21 protein-coding genes are annotated in these 17,414 nt (G+C 46.7%); 8 read left to right on the top strand and 13 right to left on the bottom strand.

Annotated elements, in window-relative coordinates; all coding sequences use genetic code 11:
* Nucleotides 1-10: 10 nt before the first annotated feature.
* Together G9F75_RS02305 and G9F75_RS02300 are read left to right on the top strand one after the other, a co-directional pair.
* The gene (locus G9F75_RS02305; RefSeq protein ID WP_016937674.1) at nt 11-1,222 is read left to right on the top strand and encodes an ammonium transporter; all 1,212 of its coding nucleotides are present in this window, start codon (nt 11-13) and stop codon (nt 1,220-1,222) included.
* Between the two features lie 17 nt (nt 1,223-1,239).
* Complete coding sequence (locus G9F75_RS02300; RefSeq protein ID WP_003151222.1) at nt 1,240-1,590, top strand: P-II family nitrogen regulator; 351 nt, start codon at nt 1,240-1,242, stop codon at nt 1,588-1,590.
* A 53-nt stretch (nt 1,591-1,643) separates the two neighbouring features.
* On the opposite strand, the gene ftsW is transcribed toward G9F75_RS02300, so the two are convergent.
* Complete coding sequence (ftsW, locus tag G9F75_RS02295; protein WP_045926372.1) at nt 1,644-2,798, bottom strand: putative lipid II flippase FtsW; 1,155 nt, start codon at nt 2,796-2,798, stop codon at nt 1,644-1,646.
* Nucleotides 2,799-2,962: 164 nt separating this feature from the next.
* Between ftsW and G9F75_RS02290 the strand changes: the two genes are divergently transcribed.
* Nucleotides 2,963-3,538: an undecaprenyl-diphosphatase gene (locus G9F75_RS02290; protein ID WP_012118646.1), complete on the top strand. Its 576-nt coding sequence runs from the start codon at nt 2,963-2,965 to the stop codon at nt 3,536-3,538.
* Between the two features lie 17 nt (nt 3,539-3,555).
* Here the strand turns inward: G9F75_RS02290 and G9F75_RS02285 are convergent, their stop codons facing one another.
* Both G9F75_RS02285 and spoIIQ read right to left on the bottom strand, forming a co-directional pair.
* Nucleotides 3,556-3,978 carry a VanZ family protein gene (locus G9F75_RS02285; protein WP_167408903.1) on the bottom strand — a complete coding sequence of 141 codons (423 nt, stop codon included), beginning with the start codon at nt 3,976-3,978 and terminating at the stop codon, nt 3,556-3,558.
* Between the two features lie 91 nt (nt 3,979-4,069).
* Complete coding sequence (spoIIQ, locus tag G9F75_RS02280) at nt 4,070-4,939, bottom strand: stage II sporulation protein SpoIIQ (protein WP_007614325.1); 870 nt, start codon at nt 4,937-4,939, stop codon at nt 4,070-4,072.
* A 138-nt stretch (nt 4,940-5,077) separates the two neighbouring features.
* Here spoIIQ and G9F75_RS02275 point away from each other — a divergent pair, with 138 nt between their 5' ends.
* Both G9F75_RS02275 and G9F75_RS02270 read left to right on the top strand, forming a co-directional pair.
* Complete coding sequence (locus G9F75_RS02275) at nt 5,078-5,569, top strand: GNAT family N-acetyltransferase (RefSeq protein ID WP_087920810.1); 492 nt, start codon at nt 5,078-5,080, stop codon at nt 5,567-5,569.
* Complete coding sequence (locus G9F75_RS02270; protein ID WP_007407573.1) at nt 5,566-6,015, top strand: DUF5362 family protein; 450 nt, start codon at nt 5,566-5,568, stop codon at nt 6,013-6,015. Before G9F75_RS02275 ends, G9F75_RS02270 begins: the two co-directional genes overlap by 4 nt.
* Nucleotides 6,016-6,046: 31 nt before the next feature.
* Here the strand turns inward: G9F75_RS02270 and G9F75_RS02265 are convergent, their stop codons facing one another.
* Nucleotides 6,047-6,484, bottom strand: a complete 438-nt coding sequence (locus G9F75_RS02265; RefSeq protein WP_014419085.1) for a DUF5392 family protein — start codon at nt 6,482-6,484, stop codon at nt 6,047-6,049.
* 220 nt (nt 6,485-6,704) lie between these two features.
* Between G9F75_RS02265 and cls the strand changes: the two genes are divergently transcribed.
* From cls to xynA, 3 genes are all read left to right on the top strand, one after another.
* Nucleotides 6,705-8,153, top strand: coding sequence for a cardiolipin synthase (gene cls / locus G9F75_RS02260; RefSeq protein ID WP_007407575.1), 1,449 nt, complete (start codon nt 6,705-6,707; stop codon nt 8,151-8,153).
* Between the two features lie 135 nt (nt 8,154-8,288).
* Nucleotides 8,289-8,675 (top strand): DUF5362 family protein, encoded by a 387-nt coding sequence (locus tag G9F75_RS02255; RefSeq protein ID WP_021494822.1) that lies wholly within the window; start codon nt 8,289-8,291, stop codon nt 8,673-8,675.
* Between the two features lie 442 nt (nt 8,676-9,117).
* Nucleotides 9,118-9,759 (top strand): endo-1,4-beta-xylanase XynA, encoded by a 642-nt coding sequence (gene xynA / locus G9F75_RS02250; RefSeq protein WP_007407578.1) that lies wholly within the window; start codon nt 9,118-9,120, stop codon nt 9,757-9,759.
* A gap of 330 nt (nt 9,760-10,089) precedes the next feature.
* Here the strand turns inward: xynA and G9F75_RS02245 are convergent, their stop codons facing one another.
* From G9F75_RS02245 to fdhD, 9 genes are all read right to left on the bottom strand, one after another.
* Complete coding sequence (locus tag G9F75_RS02245; RefSeq protein WP_014419089.1) at nt 10,090-10,494, bottom strand: Rrf2 family transcriptional regulator; 405 nt, start codon at nt 10,492-10,494, stop codon at nt 10,090-10,092.
* Between the two features lie 141 nt (nt 10,495-10,635).
* A complete protein-coding gene (gene ureC / locus G9F75_RS02240; protein WP_167408902.1) occupies nt 10,636-12,345 on the bottom strand; it encodes an urease subunit alpha in 1,710 nt (569 codons plus the stop codon).
* Complete coding sequence (gene ureB, locus G9F75_RS02235) at nt 12,342-12,716, bottom strand: urease subunit beta (RefSeq protein ID WP_029972864.1); 375 nt, start codon at nt 12,714-12,716, stop codon at nt 12,342-12,344. Before ureB ends, ureC begins: the two co-directional genes overlap by 4 nt.
* Entirely contained in the window at nt 12,713-13,030 is a 318-nt protein-coding gene (gene ureA, locus G9F75_RS02230; RefSeq protein ID WP_021494819.1) for an urease subunit gamma, read from the bottom strand. The genes ureB and ureA overlap by 4 nt, the downstream gene beginning before the upstream one ends.
* A gap of 353 nt (nt 13,031-13,383) precedes the next feature.
* Entirely contained in the window at nt 13,384-13,572 is a 189-nt protein-coding gene (locus G9F75_RS02225) for a CsbD family protein (RefSeq protein WP_003151197.1), read from the bottom strand.
* Between the two features lie 74 nt (nt 13,573-13,646).
* Nucleotides 13,647-14,126 carry a hypothetical protein gene (locus tag G9F75_RS02220; RefSeq protein ID WP_007407583.1) on the bottom strand — a complete coding sequence of 160 codons (480 nt, stop codon included), beginning with the start codon at nt 14,124-14,126 and terminating at the stop codon, nt 13,647-13,649.
* Between the two features lie 121 nt (nt 14,127-14,247).
* Nucleotides 14,248-15,378 carry a response regulator aspartate phosphatase gene (locus G9F75_RS02215; RefSeq protein ID WP_064108061.1) on the bottom strand — a complete coding sequence of 377 codons (1,131 nt, stop codon included), beginning with the start codon at nt 15,376-15,378 and terminating at the stop codon, nt 14,248-14,250.
* A gap of 190 nt (nt 15,379-15,568) precedes the next feature.
* Nucleotides 15,569-16,594: a GTP 3',8-cyclase MoaA gene (gene moaA, locus G9F75_RS02210; RefSeq protein WP_014419094.1), complete on the bottom strand. Its 1,026-nt coding sequence runs from the start codon at nt 16,592-16,594 to the stop codon at nt 15,569-15,571.
* 17 nt (nt 16,595-16,611) lie between these two features.
* A complete protein-coding gene (gene fdhD, locus G9F75_RS02205; RefSeq protein ID WP_017418742.1) occupies nt 16,612-17,400 on the bottom strand; it encodes a formate dehydrogenase accessory sulfurtransferase FdhD in 789 nt (262 codons plus the stop codon).
* Between the last annotated feature and the right edge of the window lie 14 nt (nt 17,401-17,414).

Raw genomic sequence — 17,414 nt, 5'->3', positions numbered from 1 at the left:
GGAATACAACATGCAGATGGGCGATACAGTATTTATGTTCTTTTGCGCTTTACTCGTGTGGCTGATGACCCCCGGGCTGGCTTTATTTTACGGCGGAATGGTAAAAAGCAAAAATGTGCTCAGCACGGCGATGCACAGTTTTTCTTCCATTGCCATTGTATCCGTCGTTTGGGTTTTGTATGGATATTCACTTGCTTTTGCTCCCGGCAATACATGGCTTGGCGGCATTGAATGGGCGGGGCTGAAGGGAATCGGCTTTGACCCCGGAAGCTACAGTGATACGATCCCGCATTCATTGTTCATGATGTTCCAAATGACATTTGCAGTCCTGACGACGGCGATTATTTCCGGAGCATTCGCTGAACGCATGAGATTCAGTGCTTTTCTTTTATTTTCCTTTTTGTGGGTTTCCCTCGTATATACACCCGTTGCGCACTGGGTATGGGGCGGCGGCTGGATCGGCCAAATGGGCGCCCTTGATTTCGCAGGCGGAAATGTCGTTCACATTTCTTCCGGAGTCGCCGGACTCGTTCTGGCGATTGTCCTCGGGAAACGCAAGGACGGCACGGCGGCTTCTCCTCACAACTTAATTTACACGTTCTTGGGCGGGGCGCTCATTTGGTTCGGATGGTTCGGCTTCAATGTCGGCAGCGCTCTGACGCTTGACAGTATCGCGATGTTTGCTTTCATTAATACAAACACCGCAGCTGCGGCCGGAATTATCGGCTGGATTCTAATCGAATGGATGCTGAACAAGAAACCGACTATGCTGGGCGCTGTATCAGGCGCTATCGCCGGACTTGTCGCCATTACGCCGGCTGCCGGGTTCGTTACGCCGTTTTCTTCTATCGTGATCGGTTTTATCGGCGGGCTTGTCTGCTTTTGGGGCGTGTATTGGCTCAAAAAGACTTTCGGATACGATGATGCGCTTGACGCTTTCGGCCTGCACGGAATCGGCGGGACATGGGGCGGCATCGCGACCGGTTTATTCGCCACCACTTCCGTCAATGACGGCGGGGCAAACGGGCTGTTTTACGGCGATCCGGGACTGCTTTGGAAACAGATTGCGGCCATTGCGGCAACCTATGTATTTGTATTTATTGTCACTTTCGTTATCATTAAAATTGTAGGTCTGTTCATCCCCCTCCGCGCCAGTGAAGAAGAAGAATCACTCGGGCTTGATTTAACGATGCATGGGGAAAAGGCATATCAGGACTTATAAAGTGAGGAGTGACTTAGATGAGCGGTCAAATGTTCAAGGTAGAAATCGTTACGCGTCCGGCTAAGTTTGAAACATTGAAGCAGGAACTCGGTAAAATCGGAGTCACATCGCTGACTTTCTCCAACGTACACGGCTGCGGCCTTCAAAAAGCCCACACCGAACTGTACCGCGGAGTCAAAATTGAAAGCAATGTGTATGAACGGCTGAAAGTGGAAATTGTTGTCAGCAAGGTCCCCGTTGATCAAGTGGTGGAAACGGCGAAAAAAGTGCTGAAAACGGGAGAGCCCGGCGACGGCAAAATATTTGTCTATGAAATCGGAAACACGATTAATATCCGCACCGGAGAAGAAGGACCAGGAGCTTTATAAACATACAGAACGCCCGGAGACAGCATGTCCCGGGCGTTTTTTTTCGGGCTTCATTAAAAAGAAGAAGCCTTTTTTTCATGCGGGACAGGCCGCTTATGCCGTACGGTTTGTTTTTTTGAATATGTACTGATATTGACCAGTATGCCGCACAAAAACAGCGTCATAATCAATGAAGAACCGCCGTAGCTGATAAACGGAAGCGGCACACCTGTAACCGGGAGAAGTCCGCTCATCGCTCCCAAATTCAATACAACCTGAAACATCAATTGGAACGTAATTCCGATGGCGAGAAGCTTCCCGAATGGGTCATCAGCACGCATGGCTGTTTTTACGCCGAGAAGCATTAACGCGAAATATAATCCCAACACGATCAGAACACCGAATATCCCCAGTTCTTCGCTGATCACAGCCATAATGAAGTCAGTATGCGCCTCAGGCAGGTAATTCATTTTTTCAACACTGTTCCCAAGTCCTCTTCCGAAAAATCCGCCTCCGGAAATGGCGAAATAAGATTGAATCAGCTGATAGCCGTCCCCGTTCGCATCACCAAACGGATTGGTAAAAGAAACAAGCCGCTTCACACGATAGGAAGCGGAAAATGCGAGATAAACGACTCCCGACACCGCCGTCGCGCCGAGCACGAGCAAATGGCGCTTTTTCAAGCCGGCACATAATAAAATTGACCCGCACGCCGCCAGAATTAAGGAAGCCGTTCCTAAATCAGGCTCCGCCAATGTCAGCAGAAAAGCGGTTCCCAAAATGACTAAAGGCGGCAGAACCCCCTTCACAAATTGATGAATGTACGGCTGCTTTTTCGTGTAAATCGCAGCGAAATACAAAATCATCGCAATCTTCGCCAATTCAGACGGCTGTATGACAAGCGGCCCCGCTCCCAGCCATCTGCGGGAAAAATTCCGCTCCAGCCCGATTCCCGGTATCAATACGAGCAGCAGCAACACCAGCGATCCGACCACAAACAGCGGTACAAGCCGGGCATACCGCTTATACGGCAGACAGGCTGCAAATAAAAATAAGCATATTCCGATCAGCAAAGAGGTTCTTTGTTTATGGAAGAAATAGGATGGATCTCCGTATCGCTGAGACCCCATCACATCACTGGCGCTGTACACCATTAACAAACCGAATCCGCAAAGCAGCATGATGACAAACACAAGCGGCAGATCGGCATTTTTCAAACGTTTCAGCAACGGACAAAACTCCTTCGGCTATTCTTTTCCCGCATACTTGACGCACAGTAATACAGTCACGTTTCATTCTGTTTACTTTTTTATGATTATTTTTAATACCAATTGTGTCTCATAGAAAAAAGCATTACACTGTTCATATAAAATAAAGATAAAAGGTGATATTTGTGAATTACGAACTATTTAAAGCGATCAATGGTTTGTCGCACCATAGCGCCATTCTCGACTCTATCATGGTATTTATTACGGAATACGCCATTTACGCCTACGCCCTTTTCCTGCTTGCCATGTGGCTGTTCGGAAGCACAAAAGGCAGACAAAACGCCCTGTACGCGGGCTTCACGGGTGTTGCGGCGCTTATCGTCAACTACCTCATCACGAAGGTCTATATCGAGCCGCGCCCCTTTGTCGAGCATACGGTTCATACGCTGATCCCTCATGCCGCGGATGCTTCATTTCCGAGTGACCATACGACAGGCGCTTTGGCGATTTCAATTGCGATTCTGTTCCGCAACAAAAAACTCGGCTGGCCGCTTGTGATTTTCGGCCTTTTGACCGGCTTCTCAAGAATTTGGGTCGGCCACCATTATCCGATCGATGTGCTCGGAAGCATTATCGTTTCCCTCATTGTCGGATTCCTGCTGTTCAGATTTTCAAATGTGCTTCGTCCGATTGTCGATCTGATCGTGCGAATCTATGAAAGTATCGTTCATAAAAGCAAATCGACAAACCATAATATATAAAAAAAAGCCGGCGTCTGTCACAGACTGCCGGTTTTTGTATGTTTGGCTGTATGCTTTTTCCTTTGTAAAACACAGAATGCGGCAATGCCGAGACTGTCAATCAGCACATCGCGGAGGCATCCGTTTCTGCCGAAAAAGAGCTGGACGATTTCTGTCAGGAAAGCGGCGGCCAATGCATACAGCACCGCCCTCTTCATGCGCCTGCGCTCTCTGAAAAACAAATAGGCGAGCACAAAAAATGAAAACGCGTGCCCGAGCTTTTGAATCGCCGCTTCCGGTATGGCGAGCTCCGCCATATCGAACACAAAGAAACCGGACACATCCGGATGCAGCGTGAAACGGAAGGACACCGTCTGCGACACAACCATATCGTGAAAGCTTTCAGTCAAAGCAGAAACGAAAACAAAGACGAGCCACCCGGCCGCCAGACATTTATTCATTCAGCATCTCCTTCGTTTTCTACTAGTATAAAGGCACATGCGGCAATATGAAAAGCGCCTATCAGAGCTGATAGGCGCTTTGGGATCAAGATTACTTGCCCGAATCTTTCATTGAGCCGTCATCTTTACCATCTGTCTTGTCTTTTGTGCCGTCCTCTTTGTCACCTGGTTTTTCTTCGGTTTCTTTTTTAGGCGTCACATCTTTTTTCTCGGAAGATTGCTGAATTGCCCCTTCCGTTTCTTCTGTCACAGCGTTTTTCTCTTCAGCCGCCGCTTTTTCAATAGATGTTACCGGCTTGTCCATAAAATTGAGCGGGTTCATCGCTACGCCGTCCTTGCGGATTTCAAAGTGCACGTGATTTCCGCTTTCTTCACTGTAAAGGTTTTTTCCGGATTTACCGATGACCTGGTTCTGCTTTACTTTGTCGCCCTGATCCACGCTGACTTCAGATAAAGACTGATAGACAGTAGACAGGCCGTCTGAGTGTTCAATTTCAACCACATATCCCAGTACCGGGTCTTTAGCAGCTTTAACAACCGTACCGCTCAGAGAAGCAGAAACATCAAATGATTTTCCGTCTTTCTCAGCTAAGTCAATTCCTTTACTGAGGCTGTACGTGTTATTATAGTTAACAAGTGCTGCTTCTTTCTCTTTTTTTGCGGCATCAGTTTCATAAAACTTTTTCACAACAGAAACATTTTCAGAATGAGCAGCCGGCATTGCGACGTTTTCCATTGACTTGCCTACTTCGACGGCATCGTCTTTGCCGCTGTCATACGCGGAGTTTCCGCCGTTGTTCGTCAGATTGTCCTTCACATCATTCGAAACGGATTGATACCAAAGGACAGCTGTTAAAATGACGGCCGCACTGACTAAGTAGATTGCAGGGAATATCCAGCGTTTGCGAAAAAACCGCTGAAGTTTTTTGACTTGAGAAGTTTTCTTTTCTTCCTCTCTCATTTGTTCATCACCTCAGCAACATTCTGAACACTTTTCTGAAAATATATACACATCCATAAAAAACTTTTTTGGAAATAGTATGTGCAGATTGCACTTATTTATGTAATGAAATGTGAAGGGAGATCCCGGAATATGAATTTGACCCTGCGCAAAGCCGTATTGGAGGATTTAGATGCGGTGGTGGCCATTTACAACTCGACGATTGCCTCACGAATGGTAACGGCTGATACGGAAGAAGTAACGCCCGCAGACCGGATGGATTGGTTTCTGCGGCACACGGACCGGCGCCCGCTGATGGTCGCGGAAGATGAAACCGGCAAAGTGGCGGCCTGGATCAGCTTTGAAACGTTTTACGGCCGTCCGGCCTATGACAAAACGGCGGAGATCAGCATCTATCTGCATCAGGATTGCCGCGGCAAAGGAGCAGGAAGCTTTCTGCTGAAAGAAGCCCTGGCACTCGCTCCGGCAATCGGCATCCGCAGCCTGATGGCTTTTATCTTCGGACATAATGTGCCGAGCATTAAGCTGTTTGAAAAATTCGGTTTTACCGAATGGGGCGTATTCCCGGGTATCGCCGAAATGGACGGAAAACGATATGACTTGAACATTTTAGGGAGAGAACTGTCATGATCACCATAGATAAAGACAAAGACGAAAACCAGCCGCTCAATAAAAAAGCCCGTTCCCTTGCCGACATCGCCAAATGGGGAAAGATCACTGCCGTGTTTCTGATCATCACGGGCTCTCTTTCCGCTCTGTCAGCCATTGTGACGCTGCTCGGAGCCATTCCGGGGGTTCTGCTCATCATTTCCGGCGTCATGCTGATGCGCTCGGCAAAAGCGGCGGCCGCCCTTCAGGAAGGACTAGAAGAAAACGCGGAAGAAAATATGCTTGCACATTACGCGTCATTTATCAAAATGCAGTTTTTTTACGCGGCTTCCAGTGTGGTATTGGGCATTCTCGCTTTTATTTTAGTCGTCATCTTCGCTGTCATCGGAATTATCGCTTATCACAGCACTGATACGTATGACACGCCTGATTCATATTACTATGAGAACGACCCGGTGTTTGAATGACAAAAAGAGCTGATCGCGCGTCAGCTCTTTTTTAATAAAGCATTTCTTTTTTCCGGTCTTCTTCCGTTAAAAATTCAATAAAGCTCTTCATCGCAGACGGCTCCTCGGCAATCAGCCGGGTATAGGCGCTTTTCCGTTCTTCGGACAGAATATCGCTTTTTCTGATTCTGTTCAGCATATAAAGGCGGATCGTTTTTTGCACCTGTTTCCGCTGATAGCCGGCTTCCTTAAACAATGCAAGACCCAAGGCCGCCAGGAGGGCAAAAATGCCGGCCGACACGAGAGCTCCTCTCCCGGAAGGGGCCTGAATCAAAAGCGATGCCAGATGAAACAGACTAAAAGCGGCGAGCGGGAAAGCAAGAAAACGGTAAATGATGCTTTTTTTCATCAGCGGCGCAATGGCGATTTGTATTTTCTGAATTTCTTTTTTTATGAATCCCGGCAATTGTTCCGCATGCTCCAGCTTCATGCCCTCTCCCCTTTGCTGTCATTTTTGTCTTCTTTTTCATATATGCATATTTTACCGCACCCGGAACTTTCTTTGAAAGAAAACTGCATTCATCTTTGATTCCGGCTCTTTATTCTTTCAAAATGTCAATGTTATAATTTGAAATGGGAATCAGATTGCTGCACTTGTCGGAATACTAATGGGCACAGTCTTGATAAATATGATATAGCGGGGTTGCAAAGTGAGCATTTCATTTATTTTATTCGGATTTTTTTTCGTTTTAAATATACTTTTGGCCGTCATCATGATTTTCAAAGAAAGACGCGATGCCAGCGCTTCATGGGCTTGGCTTTTGGTTCTTTTTTTTATTCCCATTTTAGGGTTTATTTTATACCTGTTATTCGGCCATAACCTGAGACGCAAGCATCTGTTTCAATGGGAGGACCGTAAAAAAATCGGGATTGAAAAGCTGCTGAAGTCTCAGCTGAAAGATCTGAAGTCGAGGCAATTCCAATTTAACAACAGAGCGACTGTGGATAATAAAGACCTCATCTATATGCTTGTCATGAACAACCACGCAGTCTTTACAGAGGATAATTCGGTGGAGATTTTGACGGACGGGCGCGATAAGTTCAAACGCTTAATGAAGGACATTTCCAACGCAAAAGATCACATTCACCTTCAATACTATATTTATAAAGGTGATGAACTGGGAAAAAAATTGCGCGATGCCTTAGTGAAAAAAGCACGCGAAGGCGTAAAAGTCAGAGTGTTATATGATGAACTCGGTTCAAGATCACTCAGAAAAAAATTCTTCAAACCGCTGCGGGACGCCGGCGGCCATGTGGAAGTCTTTTTTCCTTCCAGGCTTCGTCCGATTAATTTGCGGCTCAATTATCGGAATCACCGCAAGCTCGTCATCATTGACGGCGAAACCGGCTATGTCGGCGGCTTTAACGTCGGAGATGAGTATCTCGGCCTGAATCCGAAATTCGGCTACTGGCGCGATACGCACCTCAGGCTTCAAGGCACGGCGGTACACGCCATTCAGACACGGTTTATCCTCGATTGGAACCAAGCCTCCCATCATCATACGCTCACATACGTTCCGAATCATTTTCCGGAATGCGAGCCGAAGGGCAATGTCGGGATGCAGATTGTCACGAGCGGACCGGACTCAGAATGGGAACAAATTAAAAACGGCTATATCAAGATGATCTCAACGGCCAAACGGTCGATCCTGATTCAGACGCCTTACTTTATTCCTGACTCAAGTCTTTTAGATGCCCTCAGGATCGCCTGTCTGTCAGGCATCGACGTCAAAATCATGATTCCGAACAAGCCGGATCACGCTTTCGTTTACTGGGCGACTTTATCTTACATCGGCGATCTTTTAAAAGCCGGAGCCTCAGTCTACATTTACGATAACGGCTTTATTCATGCAAAAACGATTGTCGTCGATGATGAGACGGCTTCCGTCGGTACGGCGAATATCGACGTCAGAAGCTTCAGACTTAATTTTGAAGTCAACGCCTTTATTTATGACGTCACCATCGCGAAAAAACTCATTTCCTCATTTAAAGAAGATCTGCTCGTCTCCAGAAAATATACGTATGAAGAATATCAGGAGCGTTCGCTGCGGATCCGCATTAAAGAATCGATTTCAAGACTTCTTTCGCCGATTTTGTAATTCCCGGGGTGTTTCTCGGGAATTTTCTGATACAAAAACGGACACGGCACGTAAAAACACATTTTATATTCAAAAGAATGACCGAATAGTGTATAAATGAAAAGTGAGTATTTTTTTGTAAAGGAGTGCCATAGTTTGAAACCTGAATCAGTGAATCGTTCGCTTATTTCTATTTCGAAATGGGGAAAAGCGACAGGTATTTTATTTATTATCGTGGGTGCGTTTGCGGCGCTGTCAGGCGCGTTTTTCTTTTTAATCGGAGCCATTCCCGGCGTTTTGCAGATCATTGCCGGCATTTTTCTGATGCGCTCGGCAAATGAAGCGGGACAGATGGCGGAGCAGTTCAATGAACTGACAGAGGAACATATGCTGGAGAATTATGCAAAGTTCGTGAAAATGCAGGGGATCTACCTGATTGTGACGGTCGGCTTGTCCGTTCTCGGCATCGTTCTTTTCGTTATCCTCATGACGCTCGGCATCGTGGACGACGCGTTTAATAATATTGATGCCAATACATATTAAAAAGAAAATCCCGGCGCATCCGCCCGGGATTTTTTCTTATTCCGCTTCTTCGGTAACGGTAAAGTTTTTCTGCTTTGGATTTTCCAATAACGCTGTCTGCAGATATTTTTTCGGACATTCCGGCTTCAGCTCAAAAAAGTTTTTTCAAATAAAACTTTTCCTCAGAGTTTCAACTGAAATCACTCAATTGTTCGACTGTTCCTGATCAGGTTTAGAAGCAAGAATTGTGATTCTGCAAAATAAGGATAAAAGCCATGGCGGAACAAGACCGCTTATAATACATTTTTTGGGTCTTTGTAATTAAATTACAATTGTTCTTAATATTCACTCATGTATTCATGCTATTATATTGAAAGGAACGATCAAAAGCGTTGGCGTTCGTTAAATATTTACGAGTGCTGCCTCATGTCAAAGTCAGAAAAAATAGTATAGGAGGTAACATATGTTTAAGTTTAAAAAGAAATTCTTAGTTGGATTAACGGCAGCTTTCATGAGTATCAGCATGTTTTCGGCAACCGCCTCTGCAGCCGGCACAGATTACTGGCAAAATTGGACTGATGGGGGCGGAACAGTCAACGCAGTCAATGGATCTGGCGGGAATTACAGTGTTAATTGGTCTAATACCGGAAATTTCGTTGTTGGTAAAGGCTGGACTACAGGCTCGCCATTTAGAACAATAAACTATAATGCCGGAGTCTGGGCGCCGAATGGCAATGGATATTTGACTTTATATGGCTGGACGAGAGCACCTCTCATCGAATATTATGTAGTGGATTCATGGGGTACTTACAGACCTACCGGAACGTATAAAGGTACTGTAAAGAGTGATGGAGGTACATATGACATATATACAACGACACGTTATAACGCACCTTCCATTGATGGCGATAACACTACTTTTACGCAGTACTGGAGTGTTCGCCAGTCGAAGAGGCCGACCGGAAGCAACGCTGCAATCACTTTCAGCAATCATGTTAACGCATGGAAGAGTCATGGAATGAATCTGGGCAGTAATTGGGCTTACCAAGTCTTAGCGACAGAAGGATATAAAAGCAGCGGAAGTTCTAATGTAACAGTGTGGTAACAGCTCATCTTTAATTAGGGGCAGCTAACGGGCTGCTGATCGTTCCTTGAGACATTTTATAATGATTATTAAGAGGCGAACGGTTTTAGCATTGCTGGAGGCAGGATATCATTTTTTGTTTAACTTGCTCACAGCTGACACCTTCACATAAGCCTTAAGCAAAATAAAAATATCCCGGTAACCGCCTCCTTTAGTTTCGGAGGATTTTTTCATTAAACAGATCGCAATCCCGCATCCAGGCTTGTCTGAATATGGAGCCAATACCGTGATTTCCTCATTACCTCTTGTAACCATTTTTGTTACACCAATAGCGGGATGAACCATCTCTTTTTAACAAAAGAGATGATTCATTACATCATAAAGGGACTTGCTCGCAAGTTCATTCTCCATTGCCCGCTGTACGCTTCCGAACGTCTCATCGAGCGCGCGCTGCATATTTTTGCCGACCGGACAGTCGGGGTTCGGATTGTCGTGAACCGCAAAAAGCTCTTCCTTATTCTGCACAGCCCTGTAAACCTCTAAGAGGGTGATCTCCGACGGATCTTTTTTCAGGCTGGCTCCCGGAACACCCGCCCGGGATGTCAGAATACCCGCTTTTTTCAGCTGGCTGATCGTTCTCCGCACCACGACGGGATTGGTGTTTACGCTGCCCGCAATCATGTCCGATGACGCCCGTTCATCCGTTGAGATCAGCGATAGAATGTGAATGGCCACAGCAAGACGGCTGTTAATCATGTTTTTCACCACCGTTGTAACCACAATGGTTACATTTCATTTGTTTGTCAACTACTAATATACACTAAAACGGGCGGCAGGATGAAATCAAGTTGGCAATAGAGGTGTAAACAGGCCGGCGGGAAACCGGCCGGAGAGGGATTAAAATAAAAAATAACGCTGTCCGAGCGGAACATAGCTGACGGGCTGGCATGCCAGCTCTTCTCCGTCGGCGAACACCTGATAGGTTTTCGGATCGACTTGTATATTCGGCATCGCGTCATTCAGCTTCATGTCGAGCTTACTCAGCTTACGGATATTCCGTACGGGAGAAATCATTTTTTCAAGGCCGAGCTTTTCCGGCACACCGTTTGCGATACCGGCCTGGGACATAAATGTAATAGAGGTATTTCGGTTTGCTTTACCGTATGATGCGTACATCTGCCGCATAAACACGGGCTCAGGCGTCGGAATGGAAGCATTCGGATCTCCCATTTGGGCGCGGGCGATCATGCCGCCTTTGAGCACAAGTTCAGGTTTGACGCCGAAGAAAACCGGGTCCCATAGTACGAGGTCGGCGAGCTTCCCTTTTTCAACGGAACCGACTTCATGGCTCAGGCCGTGAGTGACGGCCGGGTTGATCGTGTATTTGGCGATATAGCGTTTGGCGCGCACATTGTCATTGCCGTTTTCTCCTGATAGAGCGCCGCGCTGCTTTTTCATTTTATCGGCAACCTGCCATGTCCGGATAATCACTTCTCCCACCCTGCCCATCGCCTGCGAGTCAGATGACGTCATGCTGATCGCGCCGATATCGTGCAGAATATCCTCCGCCGCAATGGTGGCCGCTCTGATGCGTGAATGACTGAATGCCACGTCTTCAGGCACTTTTGAATCTAAATGATGGCAGACCATCATCATATCAAGATGCTCATCCATCGTGTTGACGGTATACGGAATCGTCGGCGTCGTAGAGGACGGCAGGATATTGGCGTAAGATGCGAGTTTCATAATATCCGGTGCGTGGCCTCCGCCGGCTCCCTCTATGTGATATGTATGGATAACCCGATCGCCGATCGCATCAAGCGTATTTTCTAAAAAGCCCGCTTCATTTATCGTATCTGTGTGGATCGCCACCTGAATGTCCGCCTCATCCGCCGCTTCCATGCAAGCTTTAATGGCGCTTGGCGTTGATCCCCAATCTTCATGCAGCTTCAGGCCGATCGCGCCTGCTTCCATCTGCTCGATCAGCGGCGCTTTATCGGATGCATTCCCTTTTCCTAAGAAACCGACGTTGATCGGAAACTCCTCGGCCGCTTCCAGCATTCTCGACATGTACCATGCACCGGATGTACAAGTCGTCGCTTTACTTCCCGTCGCAGGACCCGTTCCGCCGCCGAGAAGCGTGGTCACGCCTGAAGAAAGCGCGACTTCCATCTGCTGCGGGCAGATAAAGTGGATATGCGTATCCACCCCGCCGGCCGTTACGATTTTCCCTTCGCCGGAAATGACTTCTGTTCCGGCACCGATAATCATGTGCGGGTCCACCCCATCCATAATATCCGGGTTGCCGCTTTTCCCGACGCCGACAATCCGGCCGTCCTTCACCCCGATATCCGCCTTGACGATCCCGGTATAATCCAGGATGACGGCGTTTGTAATAACCAGATCAAGCGCTCCGTCTTTCCCGGTGATACGCCCGTTCTGCCCCATGCCGTCCCGGATTGTTTTCCCTCCGCCGAAAATCATTTCTTCACCGTAATTCGTGAAATCTTTTTCGACTTCAATCCATAAATCCGTATCTCCGAGTCTGACTTTGTCTCCCGTTGTCGGTCCGAACAGTTCAGCGTATTGCTCACGTGACATTTTCATCGGATCGCCTCCTCCATCCATCCGGCTTTTTTAAGATTTGACAGAGTCTTCTCTTTTCCCCGCTCATCCATATACGTATCGGCCATGCCGTTGAGACCTCTGACCGTTTTTCGCCCTCCGATTTCCACGAGCTTGACGGTTTTCTCTTCTCCCGGTTCAAAACGGACAGATGTGCCTGACGGGATATCAAGGCGCATGCCGATTGCTTTGTCCCGATTGAAGGAAAGGGCGCCGTTGGCTTCGGCAAAATGAAAATGCGATCCTACCTGCACTGACCGCGTTCCGTTATTGGTGACTGACACCTCCAGCGTCTTCCGGCCTTCGTTAATGGTGATGGTCCCCTTTGCGACTTGAATCGCTCCCGGCTTCATGACTTCACCTCCGCTTTGATCGGATGATGAACGGTGACAAGCTTAACCCCGTCCGGGAACGTCGCTTCCACCTGAATGCTGTCCAGCATTTCCGGAACGCCTTCCATAACGTCTTTTTCCGTCAATACATTGCGGCCGGATTCCATCAGCTCAGCAACGCTTTTTCCGTCTCTCGCGCCTTCCATCAGATAACAGGTCAAATATGCGGCGGCTTCGGGATAATTCAGCAGAACGCCGCGCGCCTTCCGCTGCTTAGCGAGCTCTCCCGCCGTAAAAATAAGCAATTTTTCTTGTTCAACCGGTGTCAGTTTCATCTGTATTCCCCCTTAGTGATAGTCAAACACAATCCGCATGGTCATACCGAAACGATGCAGGCGGCCGTCACCCCCTTCACCTCATGAAATGTTAAGTGATAAAAGTTATTCGACGGTGAACGGCCCGATTCCCTTTGCAGAATTTACCGATTTCTCATTTTTTTCTTCAACAAACGTTTAATCAAATGTGAAGAAAGGTTACATTCTATGTGAATATTATAAAGAAATCGCCAGGGAATTTATAGAATATTTAAAAATTTAGTGAATATTAACCAAATGAACTGGAATTTTTGTCATTTCTCATAACAAAAAGCCCAAAATATTTTGGGCTTTTGCTGTGTTTCACTATCAAATTAATCATCACTGAGTTTATCTTTCGTTTTGCCGACACCCTTTTGCAGGCTGCCTTTCGCTTTGTCTTTTTTACCTTCCGCTTTTAAGTCGGACTTGTTTGCCATGTCACCTGCTTTGTCCTTTGCTTCCCCTTTCATTTTGTTCATGCCGCCTTTTACTTTGTCTTTTAAACCGTTATCTTCACTCATGATCTCTTCAGCTCCTTTTTTATTCTGTGTACTTGTTTTCTTCCCTTTCAGCCCGATCACAAACATGTAAACTCTCAATTATTGATTTCACAGCGTTCCCCGTAGCGGAGCACTTTGTAAACGGCCAATCCGTCTGACAGCTTATTATCCCCGTATTGCACCGGCAGAAGGGCAAAGAAAACATAATAAGTTGAAAAATAGACAAATTGGTAAAAAAATAAGTTTGGCTCAAGGACATCTTTTATGATCAGCAGATTTATTAAAAAGATAGAAGCGAGATTAAACAGACAGCCTCCGGAATAGACGAGCGCGCTCGTCAGACGGTTATCTATCCGCAATTCGCCGAACTTGCAGAAAGAATCTATGAAGTAGATACGCCGAACCTGAATCGGCCCTACTTTTAAAAGACGTTTCCCCATTCCGATATCCAATGATGCCTTGCCTCCGAACAGCATGGCCATAAAGCTGTGTCCCGACACATGGATGACAGACACCATCGGCAGAATGATGAGAAATGATACGAAAAACTTTATCATATCATTGAATCCGAACAACAAATCCCTCCTTCCCCTTGTACTTTTTTCTCTCTTTTGCGATTTTTCCGTTTTTTTCTATGGTCAAACGTTATGATGTGCATAAAAAAATAACCATCTGCTGATCAGATGGTTAAGAAAATTATATATCGTATAAACACTGTTCTTTTTGAATGTTTTCTCTCATGCGAATCGCTTTTTCATAAAAATACGCCGCTTCTTTATATTGCCCATGTCCGCTTGTGTAAACGGCGGCCTCCAAGGCGAAATCTTCAATATACACATACAACGATTTTTCATTCATATAGTCAAACACTTCATGGATTAAATCCATATTGAGTGACTCCAAATAAAGCGCTTGTAAAAACTTATACTTCTCTAAACTGAATCGGTCGCCCCGATCTTTCGCGATCATGACCCCTCTTTCATAATAGGTAAAGGCCGCTTGGTCATCATGCAGCCTGAAAAGGGTGTGCGTTAAGCTGAACAGCGCCTTCGGAAGCTGTTCAAGCTGATGCTCTTCAAAAACGGGAACCGCTTTTCTAAAGTACCGGGCCGCTTCATCCAGATCGCGCTTTTCAGAATAACAATTCCCCAGATTGTAAAGCGAAGACCCGATCAGGCGGGGCTGTCCTTCAAGCAAAGAAAGGCGGAGGGCTTCGTCTAAATGCTCAAGCGCTTTGTCGTAGTTTTTGCAGTCGATGTAGTTTCCTGAGATGACGAAATGGCATTGAATTCTCCGCACTCTGTAGAAATCGTGTTTCATATACGTATCCAGCGCCTGAATCCCGTGATTCATGGAAAAATGAGTCTGCTTCATGACATAAAACACTTCAGACATCTTGAAATGGAATTCCGCCCTCTCTATATCATCCTCGACAAATGAAAGGAGTTTTTCCGCTTTCCGGTAAAAAGAAATAGCCGCAACATAGTTATTGTGATCGAATTCATACATCCCTCTGAACAAATGGAAATAATACTCAGACAGTCCCGATATGCTGTCCGTGCTTTCGATCGTCTTTTGCAGCTCGCTGTACTGAATCTGTGATTGTTCGGTGCATTCCGGCTTGACGTAATCAAGCATAATATGATGGCGGTAGCTGATCAGCTGATAATATAACAGCAGCAGCTGGTCTTCCTCCATACGTTGTATATCCTCATCAATTTCCTCTTTCAGCTTTATGGCATCAGCCGCTTGAAACGCTAAAATGTGCTTGTACCATTTGTTGATCTTAACTCCAACTTGAGATGACGGAATCTCGTATGCGGTCATGCCCCTTTCACAACCTTTTCTAATTTCTATTGGTTATATTTTAACATATTGTATGGCTTTGGAATTGCATAACTTGATTGTCCTGCATCAAAATTCCTATCATATATTTCGGCTGTCACCGGTATTTTTTGAACAGACCGCTCTCATAATGTGAATAAAAAAGCCTGCCCTGGTCCGGGCAAGCTTTTCTTCATCCGCCTATATAAGACATTTCCACTTTCTTTTTCCCATCCGTTTTAGAAAGCGCGCGGTCAATTGAATACTGATCCGTGCGATTTCTCCAGACAGAAGCGATGGATTCCGTCAATTCGTCATCGGTCAGACCGCCGCGCACGAGTTTCCGAACATCATAGCCGCTTGACGCAAACAGGCACGTAAACAGCTCGCCTCTCGCCGACAGGCGCGCTCTGTTGCAGGAGGCGCAGAATGCATCCGATACGGAGGAAATTACGCCGATTTCGCCGGAACCGTCAAGATAGCGGAACCTGGAAGCGACCTCTCCTTTATAATTTGCTTCTATCGGCTCCGTCGGCATGTGCTGGTTGATCAGATCAATAATCTCGGCCTTCGTGATCACGTCTTTTTTATTCCATTGATTCGTATTGCCGACATCCATAAATTCAATAAACCGGAGAATATGACCCTTTTCTTTAAAATAGCGGGCCATCGGCAGGATATCTTTTTCATTGACGCCCTTTTGAACAACCATGTTGATTTTCACACCGAGTCCGGCCGATTTTGCCGCCTCAATGCCCTCAAGCACCTTGTTCACCGAAACCCCGCGGCCGTTAATGGCCTTAAACCGCTCATCCTCTAAAGAATCGAGGCTGACTGTCACGCGATGCAGCCCCGCCTGCTTCAGTTTTTCCGCATACACGGGAAGCAGAGAGCCGTTTGTCGTCATCGCGATATCTTTAAGTCCGGGGATGCGCGCAAGTTTTTTGATCAATTCAGGCATATCTTTTCTCATGAGCGGCTCTCCGCCCGTCAGCCTGATTTTTTCAACCCCGAAGCGGCCGACAAACAGCTTCGCAAGCCGCTCAAGCTCCTCGAAGGAGAGCAATTCCGTCTTTTGTAAAAATGGATAATCCGGTCCGAATAATTCGGCTGGCATACAGTACGTGCATCTGAAGTTGCAGCGGTCGGTCACAGAGATACGAAGATCCCTGAGCGGCCTTTCCCTTTTGTCTGTCACCCGGCGCGTTTCTGTATTCATAAGCCCAAGACCCCTTTCTATTGTTCAACCCGTTCAGGATGTGTGTATACGTTAAATGATCCGTTTCTGACAAAACCTATCGCGGTTATGTTCAGCTCTTCCGCCATTTGCAGCGCGAGCTCCGTCGGGGCCGATTTTGAAATGACAATCGACACGCCGATTTTTGCGGCTTTTAATAAAACCTCTGAGGAAATCCGGCCGCTGAAGACGATCAGCTTGTCACGGACCGGCATTCCGTTTTTCAAACAGCAGCCGTACAGCTTATCCAGCGCGTTGTGGCGCCCGATGTCCGTCCTCATGAAGAGCAGCTTTTCCGTATCGCACAGCGCTGCATTATGGACGCCGCCCGTTTCCCGGAAGGTGCCGCTCCCGCTTTGCATCTCCTTCATCAGGCGAAGGCACGTCTCAGGAGTTATGGTGATACGGCTGACGGCGGTTTTGGCCGTTTTCACATCCTGCTGAAAGTAAAAATGGCGGCCTTTCCCGCAGCATGAACCGATGACCCTCTTCGTATAGTCTTTTTGCTCAAGCACTCCGGGATTCGTCAATTCCACATATGCAAATCCGAGACTTTCATCTATAGTAAAGCTTTTGATCTCTTTTTCAAAACGAATGACGCCTTCTGATGCGAGAAATCCGATGACGAGTTCCTCTAAATGGTCAGGCGTGCAGACGAGCGTAACAAATTCCTGCCCGTTCACCATGACGGTCAGCGGATACTCTGAAACCATCCGATCTGCCGTCTTTGTTAATACCCCTTTTTCATAGCGGTATATGTCTCTTACCGCTGTTGTTTTTTCATCCACTGTTTTCCCCTCCG

The organism is Bacillus sp. EKM208B, from assembly GCF_011800725.1.
Classification (GTDB): domain Bacteria; phylum Bacillota; class Bacilli; order Bacillales; family Bacillaceae; genus Bacillus; species Bacillus velezensis.
Note: the sequence above shows the minus strand (reverse complement) of the source record. Positions and strands in the feature narration are given on the sequence as shown.

What these genes read in the sequence shown, in the direction of transcription:
- G9F75_RS02305 (WP_016937674.1), top strand. Translation starts at nt 11, where the DNA reads ATGCAGATGGGCGATACAGTATTTATGTTCTTTTGCGCTTTACTCGTG.
- G9F75_RS02300 (WP_003151222.1), top strand. Translation starts at nt 1,240, where the DNA reads ATGAGCGGTCAAATGTTCAAGGTAGAAATCGTTACGCGTCCGGCTAAG.
- G9F75_RS02285 (WP_167408903.1), bottom strand. Translation starts at nt 3,978, where the DNA reads ATGAATAAATGTCTGGCGGCCGGGTGGCTCGTCTTTGTTTTCGTTTCT.
- spoIIQ (WP_007614325.1), bottom strand. Translation starts at nt 4,939, where the DNA reads ATGAGAGAGGAAGAAAAGAAAACTTCTCAAGTCAAAAAACTTCAGCGG.
- G9F75_RS02270 (WP_007407573.1), top strand. Translation starts at nt 5,566, where the DNA reads ATGATCACCATAGATAAAGACAAAGACGAAAACCAGCCGCTCAATAAA.
- G9F75_RS02265 (WP_014419085.1), bottom strand. Translation starts at nt 6,484, where the DNA reads ATGAAGCTGGAGCATGCGGAACAATTGCCGGGATTCATAAAAAAAGAA.
- xynA (WP_007407578.1), top strand. Translation starts at nt 9,118, where the DNA reads ATGTTTAAGTTTAAAAAGAAATTCTTAGTTGGATTAACGGCAGCTTTC.
- G9F75_RS02245 (WP_014419089.1), bottom strand. Translation starts at nt 10,494, where the DNA reads ATGATTAACAGCCGTCTTGCTGTGGCCATTCACATTCTATCGCTGATC.
- ureC (WP_167408902.1), bottom strand. Translation starts at nt 12,345, where the DNA reads ATGAAAATGTCACGTGAGCAATACGCTGAACTGTTCGGACCGACAACG.
- ureB (WP_029972864.1), bottom strand. Translation starts at nt 12,716, where the DNA reads ATGAAGCCGGGAGCGATTCAAGTCGCAAAGGGGACCATCACCATTAAC.
- ureA (WP_021494819.1), bottom strand. Translation starts at nt 13,030, where the DNA reads ATGAAACTGACACCGGTTGAACAAGAAAAATTGCTTATTTTTACGGCG.
- G9F75_RS02225 (WP_003151197.1), bottom strand. Translation starts at nt 13,572, where the DNA reads ATGAGTGAAGATAACGGTTTAAAAGACAAAGTAAAAGGCGGCATGAAC.
- G9F75_RS02215 (WP_064108061.1), bottom strand. Translation starts at nt 15,378, where the DNA reads ATGACCGCATACGAGATTCCGTCATCTCAAGTTGGAGTTAAGATCAAC.
- moaA (WP_014419094.1), bottom strand. Translation starts at nt 16,594, where the DNA reads ATGAATACAGAAACGCGCCGGGTGACAGACAAAAGGGAAAGGCCGCTC.